At 37.4% G+C, this 20,521-nt stretch carries 23 protein-coding genes; 7 read left to right on the top strand and 16 right to left on the bottom strand.

Going from position 1 to position 20,521, the window contains the following annotated elements:
• Positions 1 to 97: 97 nt before the first annotated feature.
• Genes ISP07_RS03515 through ISP07_RS03495 form a run of 5 tightly spaced genes read right to left on the bottom strand, consistent with a single transcriptional unit; the run spans position 98 to position 5,846 of the window.
• Positions 98 to 1,222, bottom strand: a complete 1,125-nt coding sequence (locus ISP07_RS03515) for a glycosyltransferase (RefSeq protein ID WP_209326809.1) — start codon at positions 1,220 to 1,222, stop codon at positions 98 to 100.
• On the bottom strand, positions 1,219 to 1,929 hold the full coding sequence (locus ISP07_RS03510; protein ID WP_209326808.1) for an acyltransferase: 711 nt from the start codon (positions 1,927 to 1,929) through the stop codon (positions 1,219 to 1,221). Before ISP07_RS03510 ends, ISP07_RS03515 begins: the two co-directional genes overlap by 4 nt.
• Positions 1,922 to 3,286, bottom strand: coding sequence for an O-antigen ligase family protein (locus ISP07_RS03505; protein ID WP_209326807.1), 1,365 nt, complete (start codon positions 3,284 to 3,286; stop codon positions 1,922 to 1,924). Before ISP07_RS03505 ends, ISP07_RS03510 begins: the two co-directional genes overlap by 8 nt.
• Positions 3,270 to 4,685, bottom strand: a complete 1,416-nt coding sequence (locus ISP07_RS03500; protein ID WP_209326806.1) for a lipopolysaccharide biosynthesis protein — start codon at positions 4,683 to 4,685, stop codon at positions 3,270 to 3,272. Before ISP07_RS03500 ends, ISP07_RS03505 begins: the two co-directional genes overlap by 17 nt.
• A 9-nt stretch (positions 4,686 to 4,694) precedes the next feature.
• Positions 4,695 to 5,846: a glycosyltransferase gene (locus tag ISP07_RS03495; RefSeq protein WP_209326805.1), complete on the bottom strand. Its 1,152-nt coding sequence runs from the start codon at positions 5,844 to 5,846 to the stop codon at positions 4,695 to 4,697.
• Between the two features lie 219 nt (positions 5,847 to 6,065).
• Between ISP07_RS03495 and ISP07_RS03490 the strand changes: the two genes are divergently transcribed.
• Together ISP07_RS03490 and ISP07_RS03485 are read left to right on the top strand one after the other, a co-directional pair.
• The gene (locus ISP07_RS03490) at positions 6,066 to 6,980 is read left to right on the top strand and encodes a glycosyltransferase family 2 protein (RefSeq protein ID WP_138617714.1); all 915 of its coding nucleotides are present in this window, start codon (positions 6,066 to 6,068) and stop codon (positions 6,978 to 6,980) included.
• Positions 6,980 to 7,384, top strand: a complete 405-nt coding sequence (locus ISP07_RS03485) for a response regulator (protein ID WP_054553824.1) — start codon at positions 6,980 to 6,982, stop codon at positions 7,382 to 7,384. Before ISP07_RS03490 ends, ISP07_RS03485 begins: the two co-directional genes overlap by 1 nt.
• Here ISP07_RS03485 and ISP07_RS03480 read toward each other — a convergent pair.
• From ISP07_RS03480 to ISP07_RS03465, 4 genes are all read right to left on the bottom strand, one after another.
• Positions 7,357 to 8,268, bottom strand: a complete 912-nt coding sequence (locus ISP07_RS03480) for an endonuclease/exonuclease/phosphatase family protein (RefSeq protein ID WP_209326804.1) — start codon at positions 8,266 to 8,268, stop codon at positions 7,357 to 7,359. The genes ISP07_RS03485 and ISP07_RS03480 overlap by 28 nt on opposite strands.
• A gap of 181 nt (positions 8,269 to 8,449) precedes the next feature.
• Positions 8,450 to 8,884, bottom strand: a complete 435-nt coding sequence (locus ISP07_RS03475) for an acyl-CoA thioesterase (RefSeq protein ID WP_209326803.1) — start codon at positions 8,882 to 8,884, stop codon at positions 8,450 to 8,452.
• A gap of 5 nt (positions 8,885 to 8,889) precedes the next feature.
• Positions 8,890 to 9,708: a M23 family metallopeptidase gene (locus tag ISP07_RS03470; RefSeq protein ID WP_209326802.1), complete on the bottom strand. Its 819-nt coding sequence runs from the start codon at positions 9,706 to 9,708 to the stop codon at positions 8,890 to 8,892.
• A complete protein-coding gene (locus tag ISP07_RS03465) occupies positions 9,701 to 10,558 on the bottom strand; it encodes a 6-carboxytetrahydropterin synthase (protein WP_166340153.1) in 858 nt (285 codons plus the stop codon). Before ISP07_RS03465 ends, ISP07_RS03470 begins: the two co-directional genes overlap by 8 nt.
• A gap of 207 nt (positions 10,559 to 10,765) precedes the next feature.
• Between ISP07_RS03465 and fabA the strand changes: the two genes are divergently transcribed.
• On the top strand, positions 10,766 to 11,281 hold the full coding sequence (fabA, locus tag ISP07_RS03460; RefSeq protein WP_054553819.1) for a bifunctional 3-hydroxydecanoyl-ACP dehydratase/trans-2-decenoyl-ACP isomerase: 516 nt from the start codon (positions 10,766 to 10,768) through the stop codon (positions 11,279 to 11,281).
• Positions 11,282 to 11,345: 64 nt separating this feature from the next.
• Here the strand turns inward: fabA and rmf are convergent, their stop codons facing one another.
• Positions 11,346 to 11,516, bottom strand: coding sequence for a ribosome modulation factor (rmf, locus tag ISP07_RS03455; RefSeq protein WP_036968408.1), 171 nt, complete (start codon positions 11,514 to 11,516; stop codon positions 11,346 to 11,348).
• A 373-nt stretch (positions 11,517 to 11,889) separates the two neighbouring features.
• On the opposite strand from rmf, the gene ISP07_RS03450 reads away from it, so the two are divergent.
• Together ISP07_RS03450 and ISP07_RS03445 are read left to right on the top strand one after the other, a co-directional pair.
• The gene (locus ISP07_RS03450; protein WP_054553818.1) at positions 11,890 to 12,522 is read left to right on the top strand and encodes a TetR/AcrR family transcriptional regulator; all 633 of its coding nucleotides are present in this window, start codon (positions 11,890 to 11,892) and stop codon (positions 12,520 to 12,522) included.
• Positions 12,523 to 12,583: 61 nt separating this feature from the next.
• Entirely contained in the window at positions 12,584 to 13,573 is a 990-nt protein-coding gene (locus ISP07_RS03445; RefSeq protein ID WP_209326801.1) for an MDR family oxidoreductase, read from the top strand.
• 47 nt (positions 13,574 to 13,620) lie between these two features.
• Here ISP07_RS03445 and ISP07_RS03440 read toward each other — a convergent pair whose 3' ends face one another.
• A complete protein-coding gene (locus tag ISP07_RS03440) occupies positions 13,621 to 14,187 on the bottom strand; it encodes a hypothetical protein (protein WP_054553816.1) in 567 nt (188 codons plus the stop codon).
• 183 nt (positions 14,188 to 14,370) lie between these two features.
• Between ISP07_RS03440 and ISP07_RS03435 the strand changes: the two genes are divergently transcribed.
• Together ISP07_RS03435 and gloA are read left to right on the top strand one after the other, a co-directional pair.
• A complete protein-coding gene (locus ISP07_RS03435) occupies positions 14,371 to 14,787 on the top strand; it encodes a VF530 family DNA-binding protein (protein ID WP_063705328.1) in 417 nt (138 codons plus the stop codon).
• 246 nt (positions 14,788 to 15,033) lie between these two features.
• Positions 15,034 to 15,564, top strand: coding sequence for a lactoylglutathione lyase (gene gloA / locus ISP07_RS03430; protein WP_209326800.1), 531 nt, complete (start codon positions 15,034 to 15,036; stop codon positions 15,562 to 15,564).
• A 109-nt stretch (positions 15,565 to 15,673) separates the two neighbouring features.
• On the opposite strand, the gene ISP07_RS03425 is transcribed toward gloA, so the two are convergent.
• The 5 genes from ISP07_RS03425 to ISP07_RS03405 form a co-directional block, all read right to left on the bottom strand.
• A complete protein-coding gene (locus ISP07_RS03425; RefSeq protein WP_209326799.1) occupies positions 15,674 to 16,051 on the bottom strand; it encodes a hypothetical protein in 378 nt (125 codons plus the stop codon).
• Between the two features lie 406 nt (positions 16,052 to 16,457).
• On the bottom strand, positions 16,458 to 17,213 hold the full coding sequence (locus ISP07_RS03420; protein ID WP_209326798.1) for a BRO family protein: 756 nt from the start codon (positions 17,211 to 17,213) through the stop codon (positions 16,458 to 16,460).
• Positions 17,214 to 17,284: 71 nt separating this feature from the next.
• Entirely contained in the window at positions 17,285 to 19,102 is a 1,818-nt protein-coding gene (locus ISP07_RS03415; RefSeq protein WP_209326797.1) for a protein kinase domain-containing protein, read from the bottom strand.
• A gap of 55 nt (positions 19,103 to 19,157) precedes the next feature.
• The gene (locus ISP07_RS03410) at positions 19,158 to 19,646 is read right to left on the bottom strand and encodes a hypothetical protein (RefSeq protein ID WP_209326796.1); all 489 of its coding nucleotides are present in this window, start codon (positions 19,644 to 19,646) and stop codon (positions 19,158 to 19,160) included.
• A 108-nt stretch (positions 19,647 to 19,754) separates the two neighbouring features.
• Entirely contained in the window at positions 19,755 to 20,516 is a 762-nt protein-coding gene (locus ISP07_RS03405) for an SDR family oxidoreductase (RefSeq protein ID WP_209326795.1), read from the bottom strand.
• Positions 20,517 to 20,521 lie beyond the last annotated feature (5 nt).

Genomic DNA, 20,521 nt, shown 5'->3' with positions numbered 1-20,521 from the left:
AAAAAATAAACTGCAATAATTTCAATTAGTTACTCTGTTGCAGATCTCGTTCCAAAAATAAAAAAAGCTGCGTTAATGCAGCTTTTAATAAATGAAGTTAACCAAGCCCTAGCTCATCACTTATTTGTAGCGCCTTAACTTGCCAACTATGATTTTTTGCGTAATCAGCTTGAGTTTGTCGCCAATTAAGCTTTTGCTCATCGCTGATGCTAATGGCATAGTCCACACGCTCAATGAAGGCATTCATAGAGTCTGCGATCAGCACAGCCTCTTGATAGGGTCTCACTGCAGCAAAATTAGTTGAAACAATGGGGGTTCCAGTCGCTAGATACTCCTTAAGTTTAAGCGGATCGCATGCTCTAATTTGCGCGTTATCAACAAATGGGAGAATCGAGACATGCCAATGTTGAGAAAAAGTAGCAAGTTTATGGTGCTCTACTGCGGGTACATGGGACACATTGTTAAGGGATAATAATGAATCAAAGTTTTCAATAATGTTACCAATTAACATTATTTGGTATTGAGGCCGTTCAAGTGCCAGTTTTTGCAAAAGTTCTTTGTCGAGCCACGCATTTAAAGAACCATAAAAGCCAATAACCGGTTTATTGATATTACTAAGTTCAACTGCCTTCTGCTTTTTATTATTAAATAAATCAAAGTCAACACCATGAGATAACAGCTTAACTTTATGCTTTGGCATTTTGCTAGAAAGAAATTCACTTACTACATAAATGAGGTCGGCTTTAAGAATAAGCTCTCTCTCTAGTGGTTCAACCATTAAATGATCAACACCCGCTAAAGCCGAAAAGTCATCGCCACAATAATAAACAATCTTGTCTATGGGACGTAAATTAATAAGGTATATGGCAGTAGGAACACTGACCCAATAGATAATTGGTTCATTATCAACAAAAGACTTTTTATTAAAAATCCATTTATTAAATGCTTTTACAAGCTTATTGTCATGCCAAGGTAAAATCGGCAAGGTATGATCTTTAAGTTTGCTGTGCTTGTCTGCAGATTCTTCAGTATGCCCCTTTTTCAACACTAACGATTTTAGTTTGTAAAAAACTCTTTTTACATCAAGCAACTTTATTGTTGGCTTTCGCATACCGATTGAATTTATCCATACAATATCATGGCTTTTCGCTAATTCTTTAAAGATATGTTGAGTACTGCTTGGATGGCTTTGCCAATCTTCACCAAAAACGATAAATTTCATGACTCTGACTCCAGCTTCTTAACAACTTTCGCAGGGTTTCCTGCCACAATCGTATTTGCAGGTACATCTTTTGTAACAACACTACTTGCTGCAACTATTGCGCCCTTTCCTACTGTTACGCTAGCAAGGATCGTAGCCCCCGTTCCAACCCAAGCCCCTTGCTCTATAATGATGTCTCCGACTTGCGAATCATCATCAGGCTCACCTAAAGCGCGCCTTTGCGAGTTTAAAGGGTGGCCTGGAAAACCAGCTAAAAAAACCCGTCCAGCAAGCCTAACATCATCTTGCAGAACAATTTTACCAGCCACAGAGAATGAGTTTTGCCAACCAATATCGACATTATTACCAATGATAAGTTGCGATTTGTTTAACCCATGACTACGACCACAAAAAGTGCTAATACCACTAATACGAGAATTATCTTGGCACGTTATATCTAGCTGCCCTAAAATTTGTGGCATACCAGAATAAAGATATAAATTGCGTTTTGAACCTTTAATTTGGCTTTTAAAAATTGGCGTAAAATAGAAGATACGTAATAGTTCACTGAAAATTGTTTTAACAAGTAAATGCAGTTTATATAGGCATGCATGGAAACCTGGTATTACAAACATTTGCGGATTGCGAATGAGTTTTGCAATTTGAAAAAGTGACTTTGCAAAAGGACTGTCACTTGATTTTAACCACTGTTTTAAATTCTCAGTCATAATGCCTTTCCTTTTGTTTATCTATAACAAGCTTTTCAAGAGCAATAGTTAACGCCAAGATGATGTATATAGGCCAAGTAAAAGCTTGAGTTAAAAAGGTTCCTGACACCATAAAGCCTATCAGCCCGCCTTTAAGTGCTTTCGCATTCACTGCTATTTTTTCATCGTTAAGCTGTTTATTTATCAAGAAAACACGGTTTAAACTTCGGTAAATACATGTGATCAGGGCAATGAATATGAACATCCCAACAATGCCTGTTTCGCCAAGTACTTGAAACCATGTACTGTGTACTGCATGATTCTTGCCATCCCAATGTGGACTATAGAAAAAATAATTCGCGACAAAATTATTCACACCTACCCCAGTCATTGGATTAGACAGCGCCATGTTAATTGCCGCATGCCAAGCATAGATACGGCCCATTGCAGACTCATCGACACCATCTTCATGAGCTCCACCACTTTGTCTATCTGATATCCCTGCAAAAACAATCATCGCGAGCATTCCGACAGCACCTATACAACCAACAATGATTGGATTTTTAATTTTTTGATAGATAAAAAAGCTTAATACTGCTGCAATCCCCAGTAATCCCCCACGACTTTGAGTAGCAATAACGCCACTAATCGCAACTATTAGACAGATGAGTGCTATAAAACGTCTTATTTTATGGGCGCTACTATCAAAAACTTCAGCAGCAAGAAAAGACACTGGGAACATCATGACAAGTGATAAATCATTCGGGTCACCGAGTTGTGAGCGAAGTTCTCGCGAAATAGTCACACGAGTTCCTTCAACAAGACCGATCCCATTCATTTTATTACTTAAGGCTACAAGCGCGATGGCTGAGCCTGAAATCATAATACCAATGCGGATAACATTAAAATGTTGTAGAGAAGTCATCCACCATGAAATTGCAAACACCATTATGAGCACTTTAATCAACACACCTGACCAATACTCAAGCGCTAAACCACGGTTAGCCGCACTGAATACGCAAATAGTTAACCAAATAAACCAAGCAAAAAATATAAGGTGATTTGTATGCCAATGAGGCTTTAATTTCTGCGAAATAAATAGATGCCATGCAATCCCTAAAAGAGATGCTAATGCCAAGAGCTTAGGAATTTTTAATGGCATCAAAACAGGAAATGCTTCGTGTAGCCTAAAATAACTAAAAAGAATAAATAAGATAATAAATGCAACACTGACTTTCACTGCTGTAAACGCTGCAAAAGGAAGTAGTAATAAAGCAAAAACGGCGATAGGACCTAGTATCGAGTAAGTCGAAATAACCAGTACGGTGACAACAATACCATTTATTACAAGTTGATTTTGCTTATAGTAATTGAGCATATTTACGCTCCTCTACCGTTTTTTTGATAACTCGTAAAATGATGCTCTTGTACTGATTAATAAATACAAAAATGTACGCTAACAGGACACCTAATTGTAGAATTAAATTGCCAGGCATAAACGAAATACCCGCTATGATCAATAAAGCAAGCCAACTAGTAGCAAGTGAAGATAGTTTAAAAGTTAGCGGAACAAACTGTTGGCTAGTTAAGTAAAAACATAACAGTTTAAAGCTCTGCATAATAATTAAAGATAAAATCGCTCCTTCTACAGCAAACATTGGCACCAGAAGATATAAAAGGCTCAGACCGACTAATGCAGTTAAAAAATTAATAATGGGTACCCAGATCCCATTCTTATGCGTATAACAACCAATATTCAAAATATCGCTATGGTGCCTAATAGCAACCACAACAATTAACAATACTAACCAGTGCTCGTTGCCGTGGTAATTATCAGGTAACACTAAATTTAAAGTGATTGGAGCAAGAACAGACATCACTACGCAAAGCGCTAAACCAACATTCAAACAGAGAATGGCTTTACTTTCGTATTCAGATTTATTGTTTTTAACTAGGCTAAAACGTTTAGCAAACCACCAAAGGCGTATAGGCTCAAACGTAAACGAAGTTAATACTGCAAACTGCGCCGCCACGTAGTAATTCGCTAACAATGTCTCATCAAAGTTTGCAACTATAAACCAATTTTCAGCGCCGTTTCCGGCATAAATAAATAAACTAGAGATAACAATAGAAATGATAAAAACAGTCTGTTTCCCTTGTATTCGCCAAGAAAACTCTGAATAACTTACATTAATAACCTTTAAAATATCAAAATAGCTAATACATACAATAAGTAAACTACTCACTACCCCCGACACCATAACTCCAGTAATACTGAAACCTAAAAATAGTAAGGTAATCGTTAATGTTGTTTGGACTAAAGCATGAGAAATGCATAAATAACAATATGTTCTCGCATTATTAGTCAAGCGATAATAAATGTACGGAATACCAATTAGCGCCGATAATGCAAGATTAACAATTAATAGCCTTAAATCTAGAGGATCAACTTTGGCCGGTAACTGATGTGCTATTTGCTCAGAAAAAATCAAAGAACAACCTGCAAAGAGTAAACTAAATATAAAGGTTGTAATTACCGCGTCACGAAACAGAGCAAGTTTTTCAGTATGAGTATTGTACTGTTGTTTAAGTAAAAGCTCTGGTAAGCCTATTGATAAAATAAGCGAACACAGCGCAGAAACAGTTACAAGAAAATTTAACTGTCCAAACTCTACTTGACTTAGGAATCGTGTGCTAATTGGTAGCAATAAAAAGCCTAGTCCTTTTACTGATAATACTGCGACGGCAAAATAACCTATTTGTTTTAGATTACTCATAACTGTTCCTTACAAAGCTTCAACCCACTTTGATAGTTGTTTAGCCTGTTTAAATGCATTGTAGTGCTGATTAACATGTTGTTTTGCATTTTGGCCGAGTAAATAGCGTTTATGAGGTGACAACTCATGAAATTTATAAAGCATCTTGCTAATACCAGAGATACTGCTAGGCATACATTTCATGCCAACATTAGGCGTAACAATTTCATTCGCACCCATTAAAGTGGTTGTTAAAACAGGTAAACCACATGCCATTGCCTCTTTTAGAACCAGTGGCCCTGTATCTCGGTCACCATTTTTAGCAACACAAAATGGGGCAATCAAAGCTGAATAATTCACTAGGTTTTCACTTACCCAAGCATGAGGTTTTTCACCTAGAAACCTGACTGACTTTCTTACGCCAAGCTCTTCAGCCATATACATTAGGTCGTTGATCATTGGACCGTCGCCAACGATATCTAAAGTAATACCAAATTCTTTAGGCATATGTTTAAGAGCTGGTAATAAGAATTGAAGCCCTTTCTTTTCGACTAGCCTACCTATAAAAATTAACCTTACAGATTCACTTAATGATGAAGGTGTTTGGTTAAATTTTGTAGTATCGATACCGCAGTGAAGTAATTTCACGTTACTTTTTTCGCATTTTTTAAACTGCATAGCCATTTCTTCACACACAGCGACAGAGAAATCACATAAAGCTAATTTCGAGTTTAAATCGGCACTATTTACATAAACATCATGGCCATGCCCTATCGAAGAGACAGTGATATTTGCCATTTTCGCAGCAACAATGCCATATGCTAAAGGGCCATGCATAAAATGGCAGTGCAAATGATCTATTTTGGCAACTTTAAGGTACTGAGCAATTTTGTAGCCATAGCCAATAAGAGATTGTGTAGATATCGAGCGAAACTGGATTGCAGTATTTATTGCTTTACTGAGTTTCACAACATTAAACATTGCGGGAAGTATTTTTTTAAAGTCAGGCTTTTCAATCTCTTTGACTTCTATTGCACTTGATAAATTAATCAACACAGAGGTTTTTTCAAAAGTGAATACCGTCACTTTATGTCCAGCATCTAGAAGTGCATTAATTTCTGTGACAACAAATGTTTCTGATGCAACTGGGAAACTCGGAACTAAGATAGCGATGTGTTTCATAAAATGCTCCTACTAAAATATATGTAGAAACAAGGGCAATAACCATACCTGCTTTTTATGGGGTACTTTTCTCAATTTGAGACGTCAAATCTATAAATAATTGCAAAATGCAACGCACAAAAAGAAAAATTAGAGAATTATAGCCAATATCGAGCTAATAAAAGTGGCTTCTAAATTGCGTACTACAAGAATAATATGTTTAAGTTTTGGAGTAATCTTATGTCTACTCAAGTTAGTGTAATCATCCCTAATTACAATTGTCTCAAGTATTTAGAGACATGCATAAACAGTATTTACCAACAAAATGATGTTAATTTTGAAATTATTATTGTTGATGATGGGTCTACTGACGGAAGCATAGACTACTTACAACAACTCGCTAAAACAAATAAAGAAGTACGTTTATTTACACAAAATAGGAAAGGTGTCGTGGCAGCAAGAAACTTGGCCATCACACAAGCAAATTCAGAGTATGTTGCATTTTTGGATGCAGACGATTACTGGTCAAAAGATAAACTAGCTAAACAGTTAGCCTTTCATAACGAGCATCCAGAGTGCGTACTAAGTTTTACAGACTACATGCACTTTAATGAAAAAAATGAAGACATAATCAGCTGTTTTGACTACTGGCCTGAATTCGACAGCAATAGAACGAACACAGAATTTCATTTGCTGAAAAATCCAATAAGTCAAATGATAACAACTAACATTGTTGGCACTTCATCTGTAATGGTTAAACGTGCCGCTTTGATTGACGTAGGCGGATTTGATCACAAATTAACAAGCGCAACAGATCTGGATTGTTGGTTAAAAATAGCTAAGCAAGGTGATGTAGCTTACAGCTCTTTGTGCGCAATGCACTACTTGATGCGAGCAAACTCAATAACTGCTAATAGAGAAAATCGATTAGCCGCAATGGTTGAAATTATACGCAGGAATCAATACGGGGTTACAAAAGGAGAATTAAAGAAAATAAAAGCACGTTTAAGTGAGTGTTATGGTGAGTTTTATAGAGAATTAGGTAATTACTCGAAAGCACTATCCTATTCAAATAAGGCATTTTGGCTATTTCCTCATAAGCGAAATTTTAAACATGTTCTTTATGATCTAAAACACTTATTGGGTGCAAGCTAATGAAAGAAACTGTATTAATAATTGATGATGATGAGGCAATTTTACGCTCATTAAAACGACTGCTAATTAGTAACTATTCTGTAGTTTGTTACAGTGATCCCTATGCAGCTATTGAATATGCGAAACAAAATGCGCTTGACCTGGTAATTTGTGATCTATTAATGCCTTCTTTGAGTGGTTTAGCTGTACTTGAGAAAATTAAGGCAGTAAAACCTTACAGTTCGCGTATGTTATTAACTGGCTATGCAGAGATGGAAGCATCTAAGCATGCAGTCAAAGATAAAGTCGCAACAATGATTACGGCAAAGCCTTGGGATAATTTTGAATTAAGTATGTTAGTAGAGATATTGATAGAAAATAGTAAATTAAGACAACTTCACTGTTTAGATAGTTTAACTTCATAGGTAAGCGACCTGTGGTCGCTACCTTTAACGAAACTAGTTTTAATATTAGTTAGCCTAATTTTCTCACTTGCAATGCAATGGTCAATAGGAAGACCTAAAACTGGTAAGCCATTAAATTGAATTTTAGAAGGCCAAGTTATATAAAATCCACTACGATCAAAGCAATTATTATCAGCTTCAATAAAATAGCGCGACCATGGAACCGTGTTAAAATCCCCTGCAATTAACCAAATCTCTCCTAAAGTTTTAATTTCGTTTTGCACTTTACTTAAAACAGAGTTGCGTTGCGTCCATAGAGTTCTATCTCTTGGTGATGGAGGATGAAAAACAAGGCCATTTAACATAATGTTATTATGCAAAAAACTAAGTTTTACATAGCCTAGTTTTGGGTTATCAAAGCGTTTAATTTGTTTTTGGATAATCGGAAGTTTTGAGATAACGATTATACCAAAAGGCGCGCCTTCAACTTCAGCATAACCAAACAAATGATATTCTGTGTTGAGATTATCAAGAACATGACGCTGTGTATCATTAAATTCTAATAACACCAGGATATCATTTTTCTCTTCTATCATTTGGTTATAGATAATCTGTTGTAAGTTAGGGTTACTATATTGTAGATTTATTTGTGTAACCTTAATATCACCGACCTCCCTCTGATTAGATGAGTAAGGTTTAAAGTGCACTAAAGTCAAAATTGTACTTAAAACTAGTAAGCTTGATGCCATCTTTTTACTGTAAAAATAGCATAACCCTACAGGTAAAAAGCTAACTAAAATTAACTGACCTCTTAGCGCTGCGATTAAATCCAGCATATAAGAATCTAATTGATTAAAAGCTAAAAATAAAAGAACGCCATAAAGAACCAGAATTAGTAAACGCATAGCCACCCTCCCTCTGATTACTTATAGTCCTATTTCTTAATCTTTGCTGAGATAATATTTACACAAAATTAGTATGATGTGTTCTTTTGTGTGTAAAAATAAATACCCGCAGGTACTTATTTTTTAAGTTTAATACCAATTCGCTTAATTAAGTTTTATTGCGAATTGGTATAGCCGTGCTTTATTCGAAACCGTTGATCATTTTATCGCAAACAACCGGTGTTGGCCTGTGATTATCATCAACAGCTACAAACATGAAACTACCAGAAATAGCTAAATGCTTATCGTCTTTGTGCATTGTTTCTAAAAAGATTTCAACGTCTACTTTAAGGCTGGTGTTTCCTACATGCACCACTTTAGAAATTAGCTCTGCAAATGTACCAGCTGGAATGGCTTCTTTAAAATCTACACGGTCAGACGAAATAGTTACAAGTGGCTTACGACAAAAACGTGTAGCAGCGATAAACGCGACCTCATCCATCCAAGCCAACGCATCACCGCCAAATAAAGTATTGTGGTGATTGGTGCGGCCAGGAAAAACAGTTTTTGTTACCGACGTTGTTGAGTCAGCAATACGCTTTGCAATAATAGCGTCACGATCGATTGGTTGTGTCATAGTCTCTACTTTTTATTAGCTAATGTGTCTTGCATCATTAGCGCAGGGTCAAGGCGTTCATTTTTCCAATTAAAACGCCAGTCTAAATGAGGGCCAGTTACGCGGCCGGTCGCACCGATCTCGGCAATTTTATCGCCACGCTTAATTTCATCCCCTACTTTTACATCTAATTTGCTTAAATGAATATAAGTAGAGGTAACACCATGGCCGTGGTCAAGGATCAAGGTTCCACCAGAGTAATATAAGTCAGCATCAGCAAAAACAACTGTGCCGCTTACTGGTGCATACACTGGGCTACCTGTTTTATTGGCAATGTCTAAACCAAAGTGCGGGCGGCGAGGTTCACCATTAAAGTAACGCTGGCTACCATAAACACCTGAAATGCGCCCCTTTGCCGGCTTATAAACAGGATCTAAAAAGTACCGTAAGTCAGAATTGACTTGCCTCGCTTTACGTACAGCAACAGCTTCACGGCTAATACGCTCAGACACTTCTTTAGGTGGCGAAACATATTTTTTTGCTACACCGGTGATTTTATCAATTTTGTAATCACGCTTAGTGATCACAATTGCTTGTTCGTGGCTTACACCAGCACTATCAACCCAAGAAAGGCTATGATTTGTCTTCGCATCACGACCAAAGCCAAACACAAACTCACCATTTGTTGAAAGCTTAAGAGGCTCACCATTGAAGCTAACACTTTTAGCGCCATCAATTTGGCCTGTTACTAAACCGCCTTGAGTTAAATGTCCTTTTAATTCGACAGCACTTGCAGTAAAAGAAAATAATCCTGCAAATGCAGCTATTAGTAATCCTTTACGCATAACTGATTGACCCCTTAGCAACCCCTTCGTAAGCTGTAATTTTAACTTCTGAATCAGGGTATTGGTTTTTAACTTGTGAACTTAAGTAGTCTGCAATGCACTCAACCGTAGTATCACAAGGTAAAATATCGCAACGAGATTTATCAATCGCCATTTCAAAATAGCCCTGCTGTGATGTGTAAGCAAAGCACACATCGTTCTCTTGTGCAGTTACATGCTTAAGGTCTGATTTATTGATTTCATCTTCAGCTGTTGCTAGATAAATGTCTTCCCATTTATCTGCCCACTCTTTTTGTAAGCGAGGCATAGCCATACCATCAAGGCTAATACCAATTTGTGAGCGATGGCCATGAATAATACGCTGACAATTACCATCGTGCTTTTTAAGACCATGGCTGTAATGATAATAAAAACTTTGGCTATGCTCTGGGTATAAATTAAGTTCAATCTTTTCAATGTTGCTAGGTAGCTCAGGCATAATTGTTTTAATTAAAAACTCGGTTACCGACTTTTCATCAATAACATCAGCATCGATTAAACAATATGCTTGGTTAGGAGCGCTCATAGCTAAGTGATAATTATCACCAAAATGACAATCTAGCACGCTGTGCTCAGCATGCTGTGTTAGTGAACCGTTTAGTGTGGCAGGCACAGCAAGTTTATGGTCGATACAGTTATCAATAATGCCCTTGATTTGCTTTTTAACTAAGCCAAAATCAAGCACCATCGACTCATCATTTAATTGACCGTGCAGAGTTAAATCCACAATCCAGCTCTCGCCAACTGCGCCGCGTTTATTACACAAGTAAGAAAAATCAATCACTGTCAGTGAGTTTACAAAAAGGATCATAAATTTCCTTTAGACTGGTTAAAGAATCACAGCAATTATAATGATTTTTACTTCACAATGCGCGGTTTTATCTCCCTTTATCAGCGACAGTTTAATTAAATGGTCATAAAACAAGCGAAAAATAGCAAATAATTAACTGCTCCGAGTTGTTTAGCGTACAAGTGTACGCTAAAGTACGGGGCAATTTCTAAGCGATGAATGAGAGTTATGGAACCTAAAAACAGCTATACAAAAGAAGAATTGGTCCTTTGCGGTCAAGGTGAAATGTTCGGTGAAGGCAACTGTCGTTTACCAAGTGACAACATGTTAATGATGGACCGCATTATCTCTATCACTGCTGATGGTGGTGAGCACGGTAAAGGCCAAATCGTTGCAGAACTAGATATCAACCCTGATCTTTGGTTCTTCGACTGTCACTTTAAAGGTGACCCAGTAATGCCTGGTTGTCTTGGTCTTGATGCTATGTGGCAATTAGTAGGTTTCTTCCTTGGTTGGTCTGGTGGTCCAGGTCTTGGTCGTGCACTTGGTGTAGGTGAAGTTAAATTCACAGGTCAAATCTTACCGACAGCTAAAAAAGTAACTTATCGCTTAGACATGAAGCGTGTTATTAAACGTAAATTATTCATGGGTATGGCTGATGGTACTGTAGAAGTAGATGGCCGCGTAATCTATGAAGCAAAAGATCTTAAAGTAGGTCTTTTCCAAGATACATCTGCATTCTAATATTAATTTGTAGATACAAAAAAGCCCCAAAGCGGGGCTTTTTTGCGTAAATAAGGTGCCTATTTTAAGTTTTAAACATATTTCGGTTTTCAATGGCTTCTCGCCAGCCGCCTAACCATTCTGATTTAGGGTCTATTTGTTGATAAGGGCATTGTTCTTTGGAACGGCCTGCCAAGCCTGCTTTATAACCTTGAGAATGAGCTCTTTCTAAACGATCTCTTTTCTGTCTCTTCATAGGTAATATCCTCACCTTTTATATTTATAGATATGTAGCGAAATTGACATCTACATTTAATGAATAGTTAATAAAACTGTTAAATTCAAATAGCAAAAAGCAATTAAATAAATTGACAATAACTAACGTGCTGATGCTCAAATGAATTAACATTTTAAATGACTAGGTGGTCGTACCTCTTTAACTAAAACCATCTATTAATACACTTAAATTCAGCTAAAAACGATACAGCTCTTTTAGCTTCAATATTTGTGACCTAGCCTATTTCTACAAAGTTCCCAATTAAATTGTAATCATGACAAATTTGTGATGATTACAATTTAGTCTATTTATTACTTGCATATTAAAAACCGATCGGTCTAATATGGTGCTCATGGAAACAAATAACTCTGTGCCGAGCCGTCGTGGCAGGCCACCAAAAATAGCGCGTTCAAATGCAGATACGCGTGCCCTACTAATTAATACAGGGTTAGCCGTATTAACTGAAAAAGGCTTTAGCGCAACCGGCATTGATTTAATCTTAAAATCAGCACAAGTACCTAAGGGCTCTTTTTATCATTACTTTAAAAGTAAAAATGATTTCGGCTTGGCACTCATAGATGCTTACGACAGCTATTTTCAGGCAAAGTTAAAACGCCACCTAGCAAACGATGCAACAACCCCTCTTGAAAGGATTGTACTGTTTGCTAATGACGCTAAACAAGGCATGGCAAAGTTTGAGTTTAATCGCGGCTGCTTAATTGGTAATTTAAACCAAGAGCTCAGCTACCTTAATGAAGCAATGATTGCACGTATTAAGCAGGCTTACACCAGCTGGCAAGCTCTAATTGAACACTGTTTGATAGACGCAAAGCAGCAAAAACAAATACCTCAATCATCAGATTGTAAAATGCTTGCTGAGTTCTTCTGGATTGGCTGGGAAGGCGCAGTGATGCGCTCTAAACTTGATAAATCAAGTGAACCGCTTACCCTTTATACAGCACAATTTTTACGCTTAATTTTATAAAGCCGTTTTAATACGGTTTTATTTTAACCATTAAAAGACGATCGGTCTAAAAGGAGTCAACATGACAACATCAGTAAAATCGGTAGTTATCAACAAAGATGATCAAGGCTATCGTGCCGAATACACAGACTTTCCTGTAGAGAGCATCCACCAGCACGATGTAAATATTGATGTTGACTACAGCACTTTGAATTACAAAGATGCTTTAGCGATTACGGGTAAAGGCCCTGTGGTAAGAACATTTCCAATGATCCCAGGTATTGACCTTGCAGGTACAGTGACTGAGTCTAAAAGCGATGAATTTAAAGTAGGTGATAAAGTCTTGTTAAATGGCTTTGGTGTTGGGGAAAAATACCTCGGTGGTTTAAGTGCAAAAGCATCTATGAGTGCAGATTGGCTTATCCCCCTTCCCGCTAATTTAACACCAAAACAAGCAATGCAAATTGGTACTGCGGGGTATACCGCAATGCTTAGTATTATCGCTTTAGAAAAACAAGGGATCACACCTCAAAGCGGTGAAATTCTGGTCACTGGAGCCAATGGCGGCGTGGGCAGTTTTGCTATCTATTTACTTAATAAGCTTGGCTTTGATGTAGTTGCCACAACAGGCCGCATGAACGATGCAGATCATCTTGAAAAATTAGGCGCAAAACGTGTTTTATCTCGCGATGAATTCTCAGCACCTGGTAAACCACTGGCAAAAGAGCAATTCGCTGGTGCAATTGATTCTGTGGGTAGCCACACCCTTGCAAATGTGTGTGCATCGATTAAATACGGTGGTGTTGTAACAGCCTGTGGTTTAGCACAAGGTATGGACTTTCCGGCAACGGTAGCGCCGTTTATCCTTCGTGGCATTAGCCTAATGGGTATTGATAGTGTAATGCGCCCGAAAGCTGACCGAATTGAAGCATGGCAACGTTTAAGTGAGTTAGTTGAGGCGCAGTACCTAGATACTATTTCACAAGAAGTCCCGCTTTCTGACGCCGTTGCAAATGCAGAAGCCCTATTAAAAGGTGAAATACGCGGCCGTGTAGTAGTTAATTGTAAGTAATAGATTTAAAGGCTCTAAACACCTTAGAGCCTTTTAAAAAAAAGAATTTAAACACCAAACGCCGCAAGCTTTTCGTTTAGCTCTTCCTTTGAAATTAATTGCATATCGTACTGTTTTTTAACTTTACGAATATTATCAAAATTATCCAATTTAAGCTGAGCTCTAGCTAATTTATCCTGCATCTCTTTTTCTGTTAATACATCCAGTTTCACAGCTTTCTCTAGCTTTTCTTTTTCTTCATCAAACTCACGTTGAAAAATTGCTTTTTCTTGTAGAATTATCTGATCTTTTAATTTTTTCTCAATTTCTACTGCTTCTTTCTCAAGCTCTATTTTTTTCTCTAAAAGAGGCTCTATTCTGTCGAGTGTATCTTTTAGAACAGCTTCAACATTTTCACCCTTATTATCGACTAAATTAGATACATACTTTTTACCAATGTCTTGGTAAGCAATATTTAGTTGCCCGTTAATTGAAGTAATTTCAGAATTAATCGCTGAAAGCTTTGATTTTTCTTTCGACGCAGTAGAGATATCACTGGTTAGTTTAGAGGTTGATTCACTAATATTTGTTCCAATTGTATTAGCTTGTGTTTTGATCTTATCAAAAAGTCCCATTTATAGATTCCTTAATCAATTTAATAAATTAGCCTCATGCCAATTCAAGCGCATAGATTACCCATATAAGGTAAACATGTAAACTTTTAAAATGGTTCGTATATCAAATTGATAAGCGGTATCTAAATTAGATCTTTCAAATTATAATTAACTAATTACGTAAACAATAAACAAGAGCATGATATGAGTAATAAAGAAATTTTCAGCAATAACCCGCTACAAGGTGTTGGTATTGAGCAAGTCGTAACAGAGCTTGTCGAACAATATGGCTGGGAATTACTCCACGCCTATATGCGGTTGAACTGCTTTAAGAATAATCCAGATGTTAAATCTGCGGTTAAGTTTTTACGTAAAACCCAATGGGCTCAAGAAAAAGTCGAGAACTTTTATTTGTATCGTCTTAAAAACTTACCACGCCCAGACAATGTCAACTACGAATTACCGCCACGCGATCGCGTGATCCCTGCTGATCAAAAACCAGGTGAACCGTGTGAGTTAAGTTTTACCGACGCCAAACGCATTCACGCTAAAAAAGAAGCTAAACAACTTGCTCGAGCTAGAAAACAACGTTCAAGTGCGAGTAATCCTTGGGGTAATTGATTTTTAAGCTTTGAGCTGTAAGATGAAATAAGCCGCCTGTTTGGGCGGTTTTTTATTTGAGTTAGAAAGTTAGAAAGTTAGAAAGTTAGAAAGTTAGAAAGTTAGAAAGTTAGAAAGTTAGAAAGTTAGAAAGTTAAGACTTGAAGGGCTATTTAAAGACGTCAATATTATTTTTATTAATTTAAGGGTAACATGGTTATGTTAGACTGAACTAATCATCATTAATGTCATTAAAAAAGGATGTGTATGTCTAACTACAACGAATCACCTGAACAAATCGCAACCGCTACGCAAGGTTATGTAATGCAACAGACAATGTTGCGCATTAAAGATCCAAAGCCTTCTTTAGATTTCTATCAAAATGTTTTAGGTATGAAGTTACTTGGTAAATATGACTTCCCTAAAATGGAGTTTACGCTGTACTTTTTAGGTTATGAGCAAGACATGCCAACAGGCAGCGATAAAGAAAAAGCACAGTGGGTATTTCGCCGCCCTGCTCTTATCGAGCTTACACATAATTGGGGCACAGAAAATGACGACAGCTTTACAGGTTACCATAGTGGTAATGATGAACCAAAAGGCTTTGGTCATATCGGTATTACCGTGCCAGACGTGTACGCAGCATGCGAACGCTTTGCAAAATACGATGTTGAGTTTGTAAAAAAACCAGACGATGGCTCTATGAAAGGCCTAGCCTTTATCAAAGACCCAGATGGTTATTGGATAGAGATACTTTCTGCTGAAGGGATCACTGAGATCATTGAAGAGCATAAGTAAGACTGCCCCTTTAATAACCTGCTATCTAGCAGGTTTTTTATTTTCATTCAAAGGTATCACTTATACATATGAGCTTGCTTTAAGATAAAAAATTCTACGATGTGAAAATTTAGTTTGCATAAAAATAGACTGCAAAAAGCAATGGAAGGTACAAAATAGAACTTACGCCTGCCAGCAACCGCATTTTATAACAGCCGAGCATTTCAGTAGCATAATCAAGCTTAGGTGACCAAAATAAAGGCAGCAAAGACCAAACTATAGCAACGCATAACCATCCATTCCAAAATAGAGGTGTTAAATAAACTCTATCTGAGATAAATCCATAAAATCCGAACAAACCCACAGACATAAAGAGCGCATTCGTCATTTCTTCAAACTTAACAATCATAGGACTGTCATCTTTACCTGATAGATATCCATATATCTTGAAAGGAAATGGCACGACAGTAATAGCGAGCAAAATAATAAAGGATATTAGCCAGAACATATATTAACTCCATTTAATAATTTCTATTCCAATAATTATTATTTGCTCTTCGTCTAGCTTTTCAAGCCATCTGATAAAAGCCTAATAACACTCACCTTCACAATTACATACTTGTCTAAACAATTCCCATAATTACTACAACAAAAAGTACTAGTAGCCAATAATGTTGAACTTGATGGTTATTTCTCTTTTTATCTGAGGGCTTAATTCTCTAGAAGCAGGATTTTTATTAGGTATAGAGTGAAAATGCAAAAGTTCAGCTTTTTCAACTGGTATGATTGTCCCAATAACATGGTTAGAATTTACATAATCACCACAGCAGGTTTAAATCCCCCTCTATTGGCCGTAGGGGCCGTAATAACATAAATCTAAGGAAAGAATCTGCACCAAGTTTACATATTAAAAATTAAACTATTACTTTTGCTTCTTTTGACGCATTAATAAGTACATGATTAGGAAATGTAATTTCTTCTTTACCATTAGATATTATTTTTTTAGAAGGTTCCCCACATTCAGCACATATCTTTATACACCAACCTAAGATAAGCTGTTCTTTCGAAGAACATAAACTGTTTTTATTGCAAAACTCTTTAACTGTTTCAAAACTGTTGGAATCCAAACTTTTTAAACTTATAGATTCTAATTTAGAACCTAAAGCATCCAATCTCTGTTCATGCAATAAAAACTGCTCTTTTGTTTTACGTTCTAATTCTTCTCGCTGCTCAATTTCCATAAGTAATGTCTGTGCAAGCCTTTTCACATCAGAATCTTTACTTACGATTGGAGCGGGGTATTCCCCATATTTTGTAAGAGCTGGTACGACTTCATGAAAAAGCCATCTTTGAAATTTTTTCCCTGCTTGACTTGAGTCACTTGAGAGAACTCGATACAAGCCAGGTTGGGTGACATATACCTCTAAATCATCATTTGATGAATTGGGAATCATTATATATTCGTCATCATCTAAAATTTTAACTTGTGCTTTTAATACATTAACTAATGATTTTGCAATGTGAAGCTCATTTAACTTCCTGTTTTCTTTAGTTAATATAACAAGTATATCTTTCAGTGAAAGATACAAAATATCACCTTTATTAAAAGTCCTTATATCACTTGAACCAGACTCACCTTTATAACAAACCATTACTAAATTATCTTTCACACAAACTCTCAACCTACGACTACTAGTGTTCCTAATCTATAAGTTTTTAATTTGAATGTACATACTATAGTTCAACTTACCCGCTTTGGATCTCTTGGATAAAACTCATCGGGCTGTTTAGTACACAAATCAAATTCACGAGTATTCTTGTAAGGTAGCTTCATAAATCCTGCTACACCCACATCTGTGATATTAACCGCGTATTGCATGAGCTTACTTAATAAACGTTTAAATTCTGGTTCTTTACTGGCATCTAGCAGACGATAGTAATGGTGTATTTTCATCCTATCAGGTAAGGCTTCGAAAATGATACAGCCCGTGTGGTGAATTTGGTTAAGTTCAAATACGCACTTTATGACCTTTTTCGGGAGCTGTAATTGCTCATCAGGGTCTTTACCATCTTCAAAGTACGAATGCGGTCTGGTTACGTCTGAGGCTTGTACATCCATTACTTCATAATCAAGCTCAGGTAAATGTTCAAATTTAAACGCACCTGTGCCATCGCGCTCGAGCTGAATGGTTTTACGCGCATCAAACAAGCAACATTTAAAGAGACCTTTTTGTTCAATCCCCTGTGCTAACATCACCGTGTTGTTAATCGCATCGGTAAACGCAGTGCCAAGCGTTTCATCATGCAAAATAAGTGACGATTCAACAAACAGTGAGTTTTCTTTCCAATGAAAACTAAGGCCCCCTACTACTGGGTATTTTGCTAATCGGCTAATAGAGGCCAAGAATGCTTTTTCGGTGTCGCCGGTATCAAATAAAAACTCTTTGTAGTATCTGTCGAGCTGGGCATCATTTACATCAAGTAATTGTTGATTATGGTCGGCTTGTCTTAAAAATTGCTTACGTGAGCTATAAACCACTGTATCTGGGTGCTCATCAAACTCACTAAACCAATAAGGAATATAAGGGCGAATGACTTTACGGGGCAGTTCAGGTAGGTAAGCTTTAGCCATTGTAGGCATGTTTCGCATAAAATAATCACCAGCGCCATCTCTGGTTGCCTTATCTTTTGAAAGCATACCGTCAATAACCCGGGCAAGCTCCATAGGTAAATTTAGACTTGTAGCCGGAATAACAGCAGCACCAAACCGGCAAGATTGTGCAGATGCAAGTGCATAAAGAGTTGAGGCAACACCTTGCTCATCAAAACGTGGCGATGACTGCCCGCCCGACATTTGTTCATCACCAATAAAATACACATCCCCCATACGTGCATTGGTACTACTGATATCTGCAGACATGAGATCCATAAAGTTGCTGGCAACCGGATTCCCCTCTGCGTCTATTTGTGCATAAACAGAGCTGCCCCAGTCTACCAACGACAACTTATTGGTTTGTTCATCAAAAACAATGTTAGAGGGTTTAATATCGCCATGCACAATTGGCTGTGGGCTTAAGCCATTTTTGTGTTCACGTAAATCTAAAAGAACATTACGTAGCCTAAGTGCTAGCGCCATAACTTTTGCTGCACTGAAACACCCCTGTTTGATGGAGATCTTTTCTAAGTCTTCACCTAGAGCGCGCTCCATCATTAAAATGCCTTGCTTTTTAATGCGCTCAAAGGCATAAAATTTAGGCACGAGCGGGTTTTTAACTTGCGAGAGCATGTAGGCTTCGTCTTCTAGACGATCACGTACACTTTGTGCAAGGGTTATACGTGAAAACTTAAATACCCAAGGTAAGTCTTCATCATCGACACCGGCAAAAACAAATCCAAACGCACCAGAGCCAATTAATTCAACGTCACTGTAACCAAGCAAAGTAAGCTGTTTAATACAAATGTTAAGCCATTGGCGGTGCTTTTTAGCATCATGGTGAGACAGTAAATAAACAGACTGTTCTTCATTGATATAAAAATTGCGGATTTGTTTGGGATTCACTGCATCTCTCAAAGTTAAGCGGCTTTTAACCGCTTAATTATTGAATGCTAAACAGTTAATTACAAGGCTTTTGCTCTTCGATGATCCAGCCTTGATTTTTCAGAACCAGTTCTGATACTGCAAAGGTTAAGCAAAAAAAGATAACCAACTCTAATAAGGTAAGAATATCAGCGGCAAAACACCAGCCTAAAACCCCTGCAAATAAAAATGGGATTGCTTTTAAATACCAAGCAATTTGTCGGGTTTTACCATATGTGAGTTGATAACTGTGAACTAGCTCACCCTCACACTCTAATGTAATGGTAGAAGAAAACTTCCTGAATAAAGTCACTGAAATTGTTAATTGGCAGGCTTTACCATCAACATTAAACTCATGAACAGATTTAGTTTTAAAGTTACGTGATTCTGCTATTAATTCACTGTCTACTTTCAGAACTTCTTTACCTGAGTAAGCAGAACCCCAGTATTGAATTAAATGTTCACCCAGCTTGAAGTTGGCTTTAATTCCCTTGCTCATTGATACTGTAATGCCATCCGTGTTCATAACAAATCTCCTTATCATTATGAATTTAAAATACTTTAAAAATAAAAAAACGGCAAGCTAGGCTTACCGTTTTGGTACTTTCAATGGGTAAAGGGTTACCATTTCAAACTAAAGGCGGATACCGCCATCAATTTCAACAACACGACCTGTAAAGAAGTCATTCTCTACAATGTATTGTGCTGTTTGGGCAATTTCTTCTGCTTCACCAAAACGACCCACTGGCGTTACCGCCATCATGCGTTGTTTTGCTTCTGCTTTCATTGCATCTGTCATCGCTGTGCGAATAACACCTGGTGCGATTGCACCAACACGGATACCAAAGCGACCTAATTCTTTCGCCCAACCTGTTGTCATCGCAACAACACCGGCTTTAGACGCAGCATAGTTTGTTTGGCCAATGTTACCAGCACGGGCAACACTCGACATATTAACAATAACGCCGCCTTTGCCAGACTCAATCATGTGGCTCGCAGCTTCACGACCTGCTAAGAATACTCCGGTTAGGTTCACATCAATCACAGATTGAAATTGAGCCAACGACATTTTATCAACTACTTTGCCTTCTTTTGCTTTGATAAACATACCATCGCGTAAGATACCTGCGTTATTAATTAACACACCGATATGGCCAAAGTCATTGTTGATAGTATTAAACGTTGCTACCACGGCGTCTTCGTCAGTCACATTAGCAGCATACGCCATAACTTTTGTGCCATATTTAGCAAGCGCTGATACTGCAGTATCAAGTACGTCTTGTTGCATATCGATAAGAGCGATGTTCGCGCCAAGGGATGCAAATTTCTCGGCCATCGCAAAGCCTAAACCTTGCGCACCACCGGTAATTACGATGTTGTTGTTTTTAATTTCCACAACAA

It is taken from the genome of Pseudoalteromonas sp. PA2MD11 (genome assembly GCF_017808125.1).
GTDB lineage: Bacteria > Pseudomonadota > Gammaproteobacteria > Enterobacterales > Alteromonadaceae > Pseudoalteromonas > Pseudoalteromonas simplex.
The sequence above is the reverse complement of the archived record's forward strand: the minus strand, read 5'-3'. Positions and strand labels throughout refer to the sequence as shown.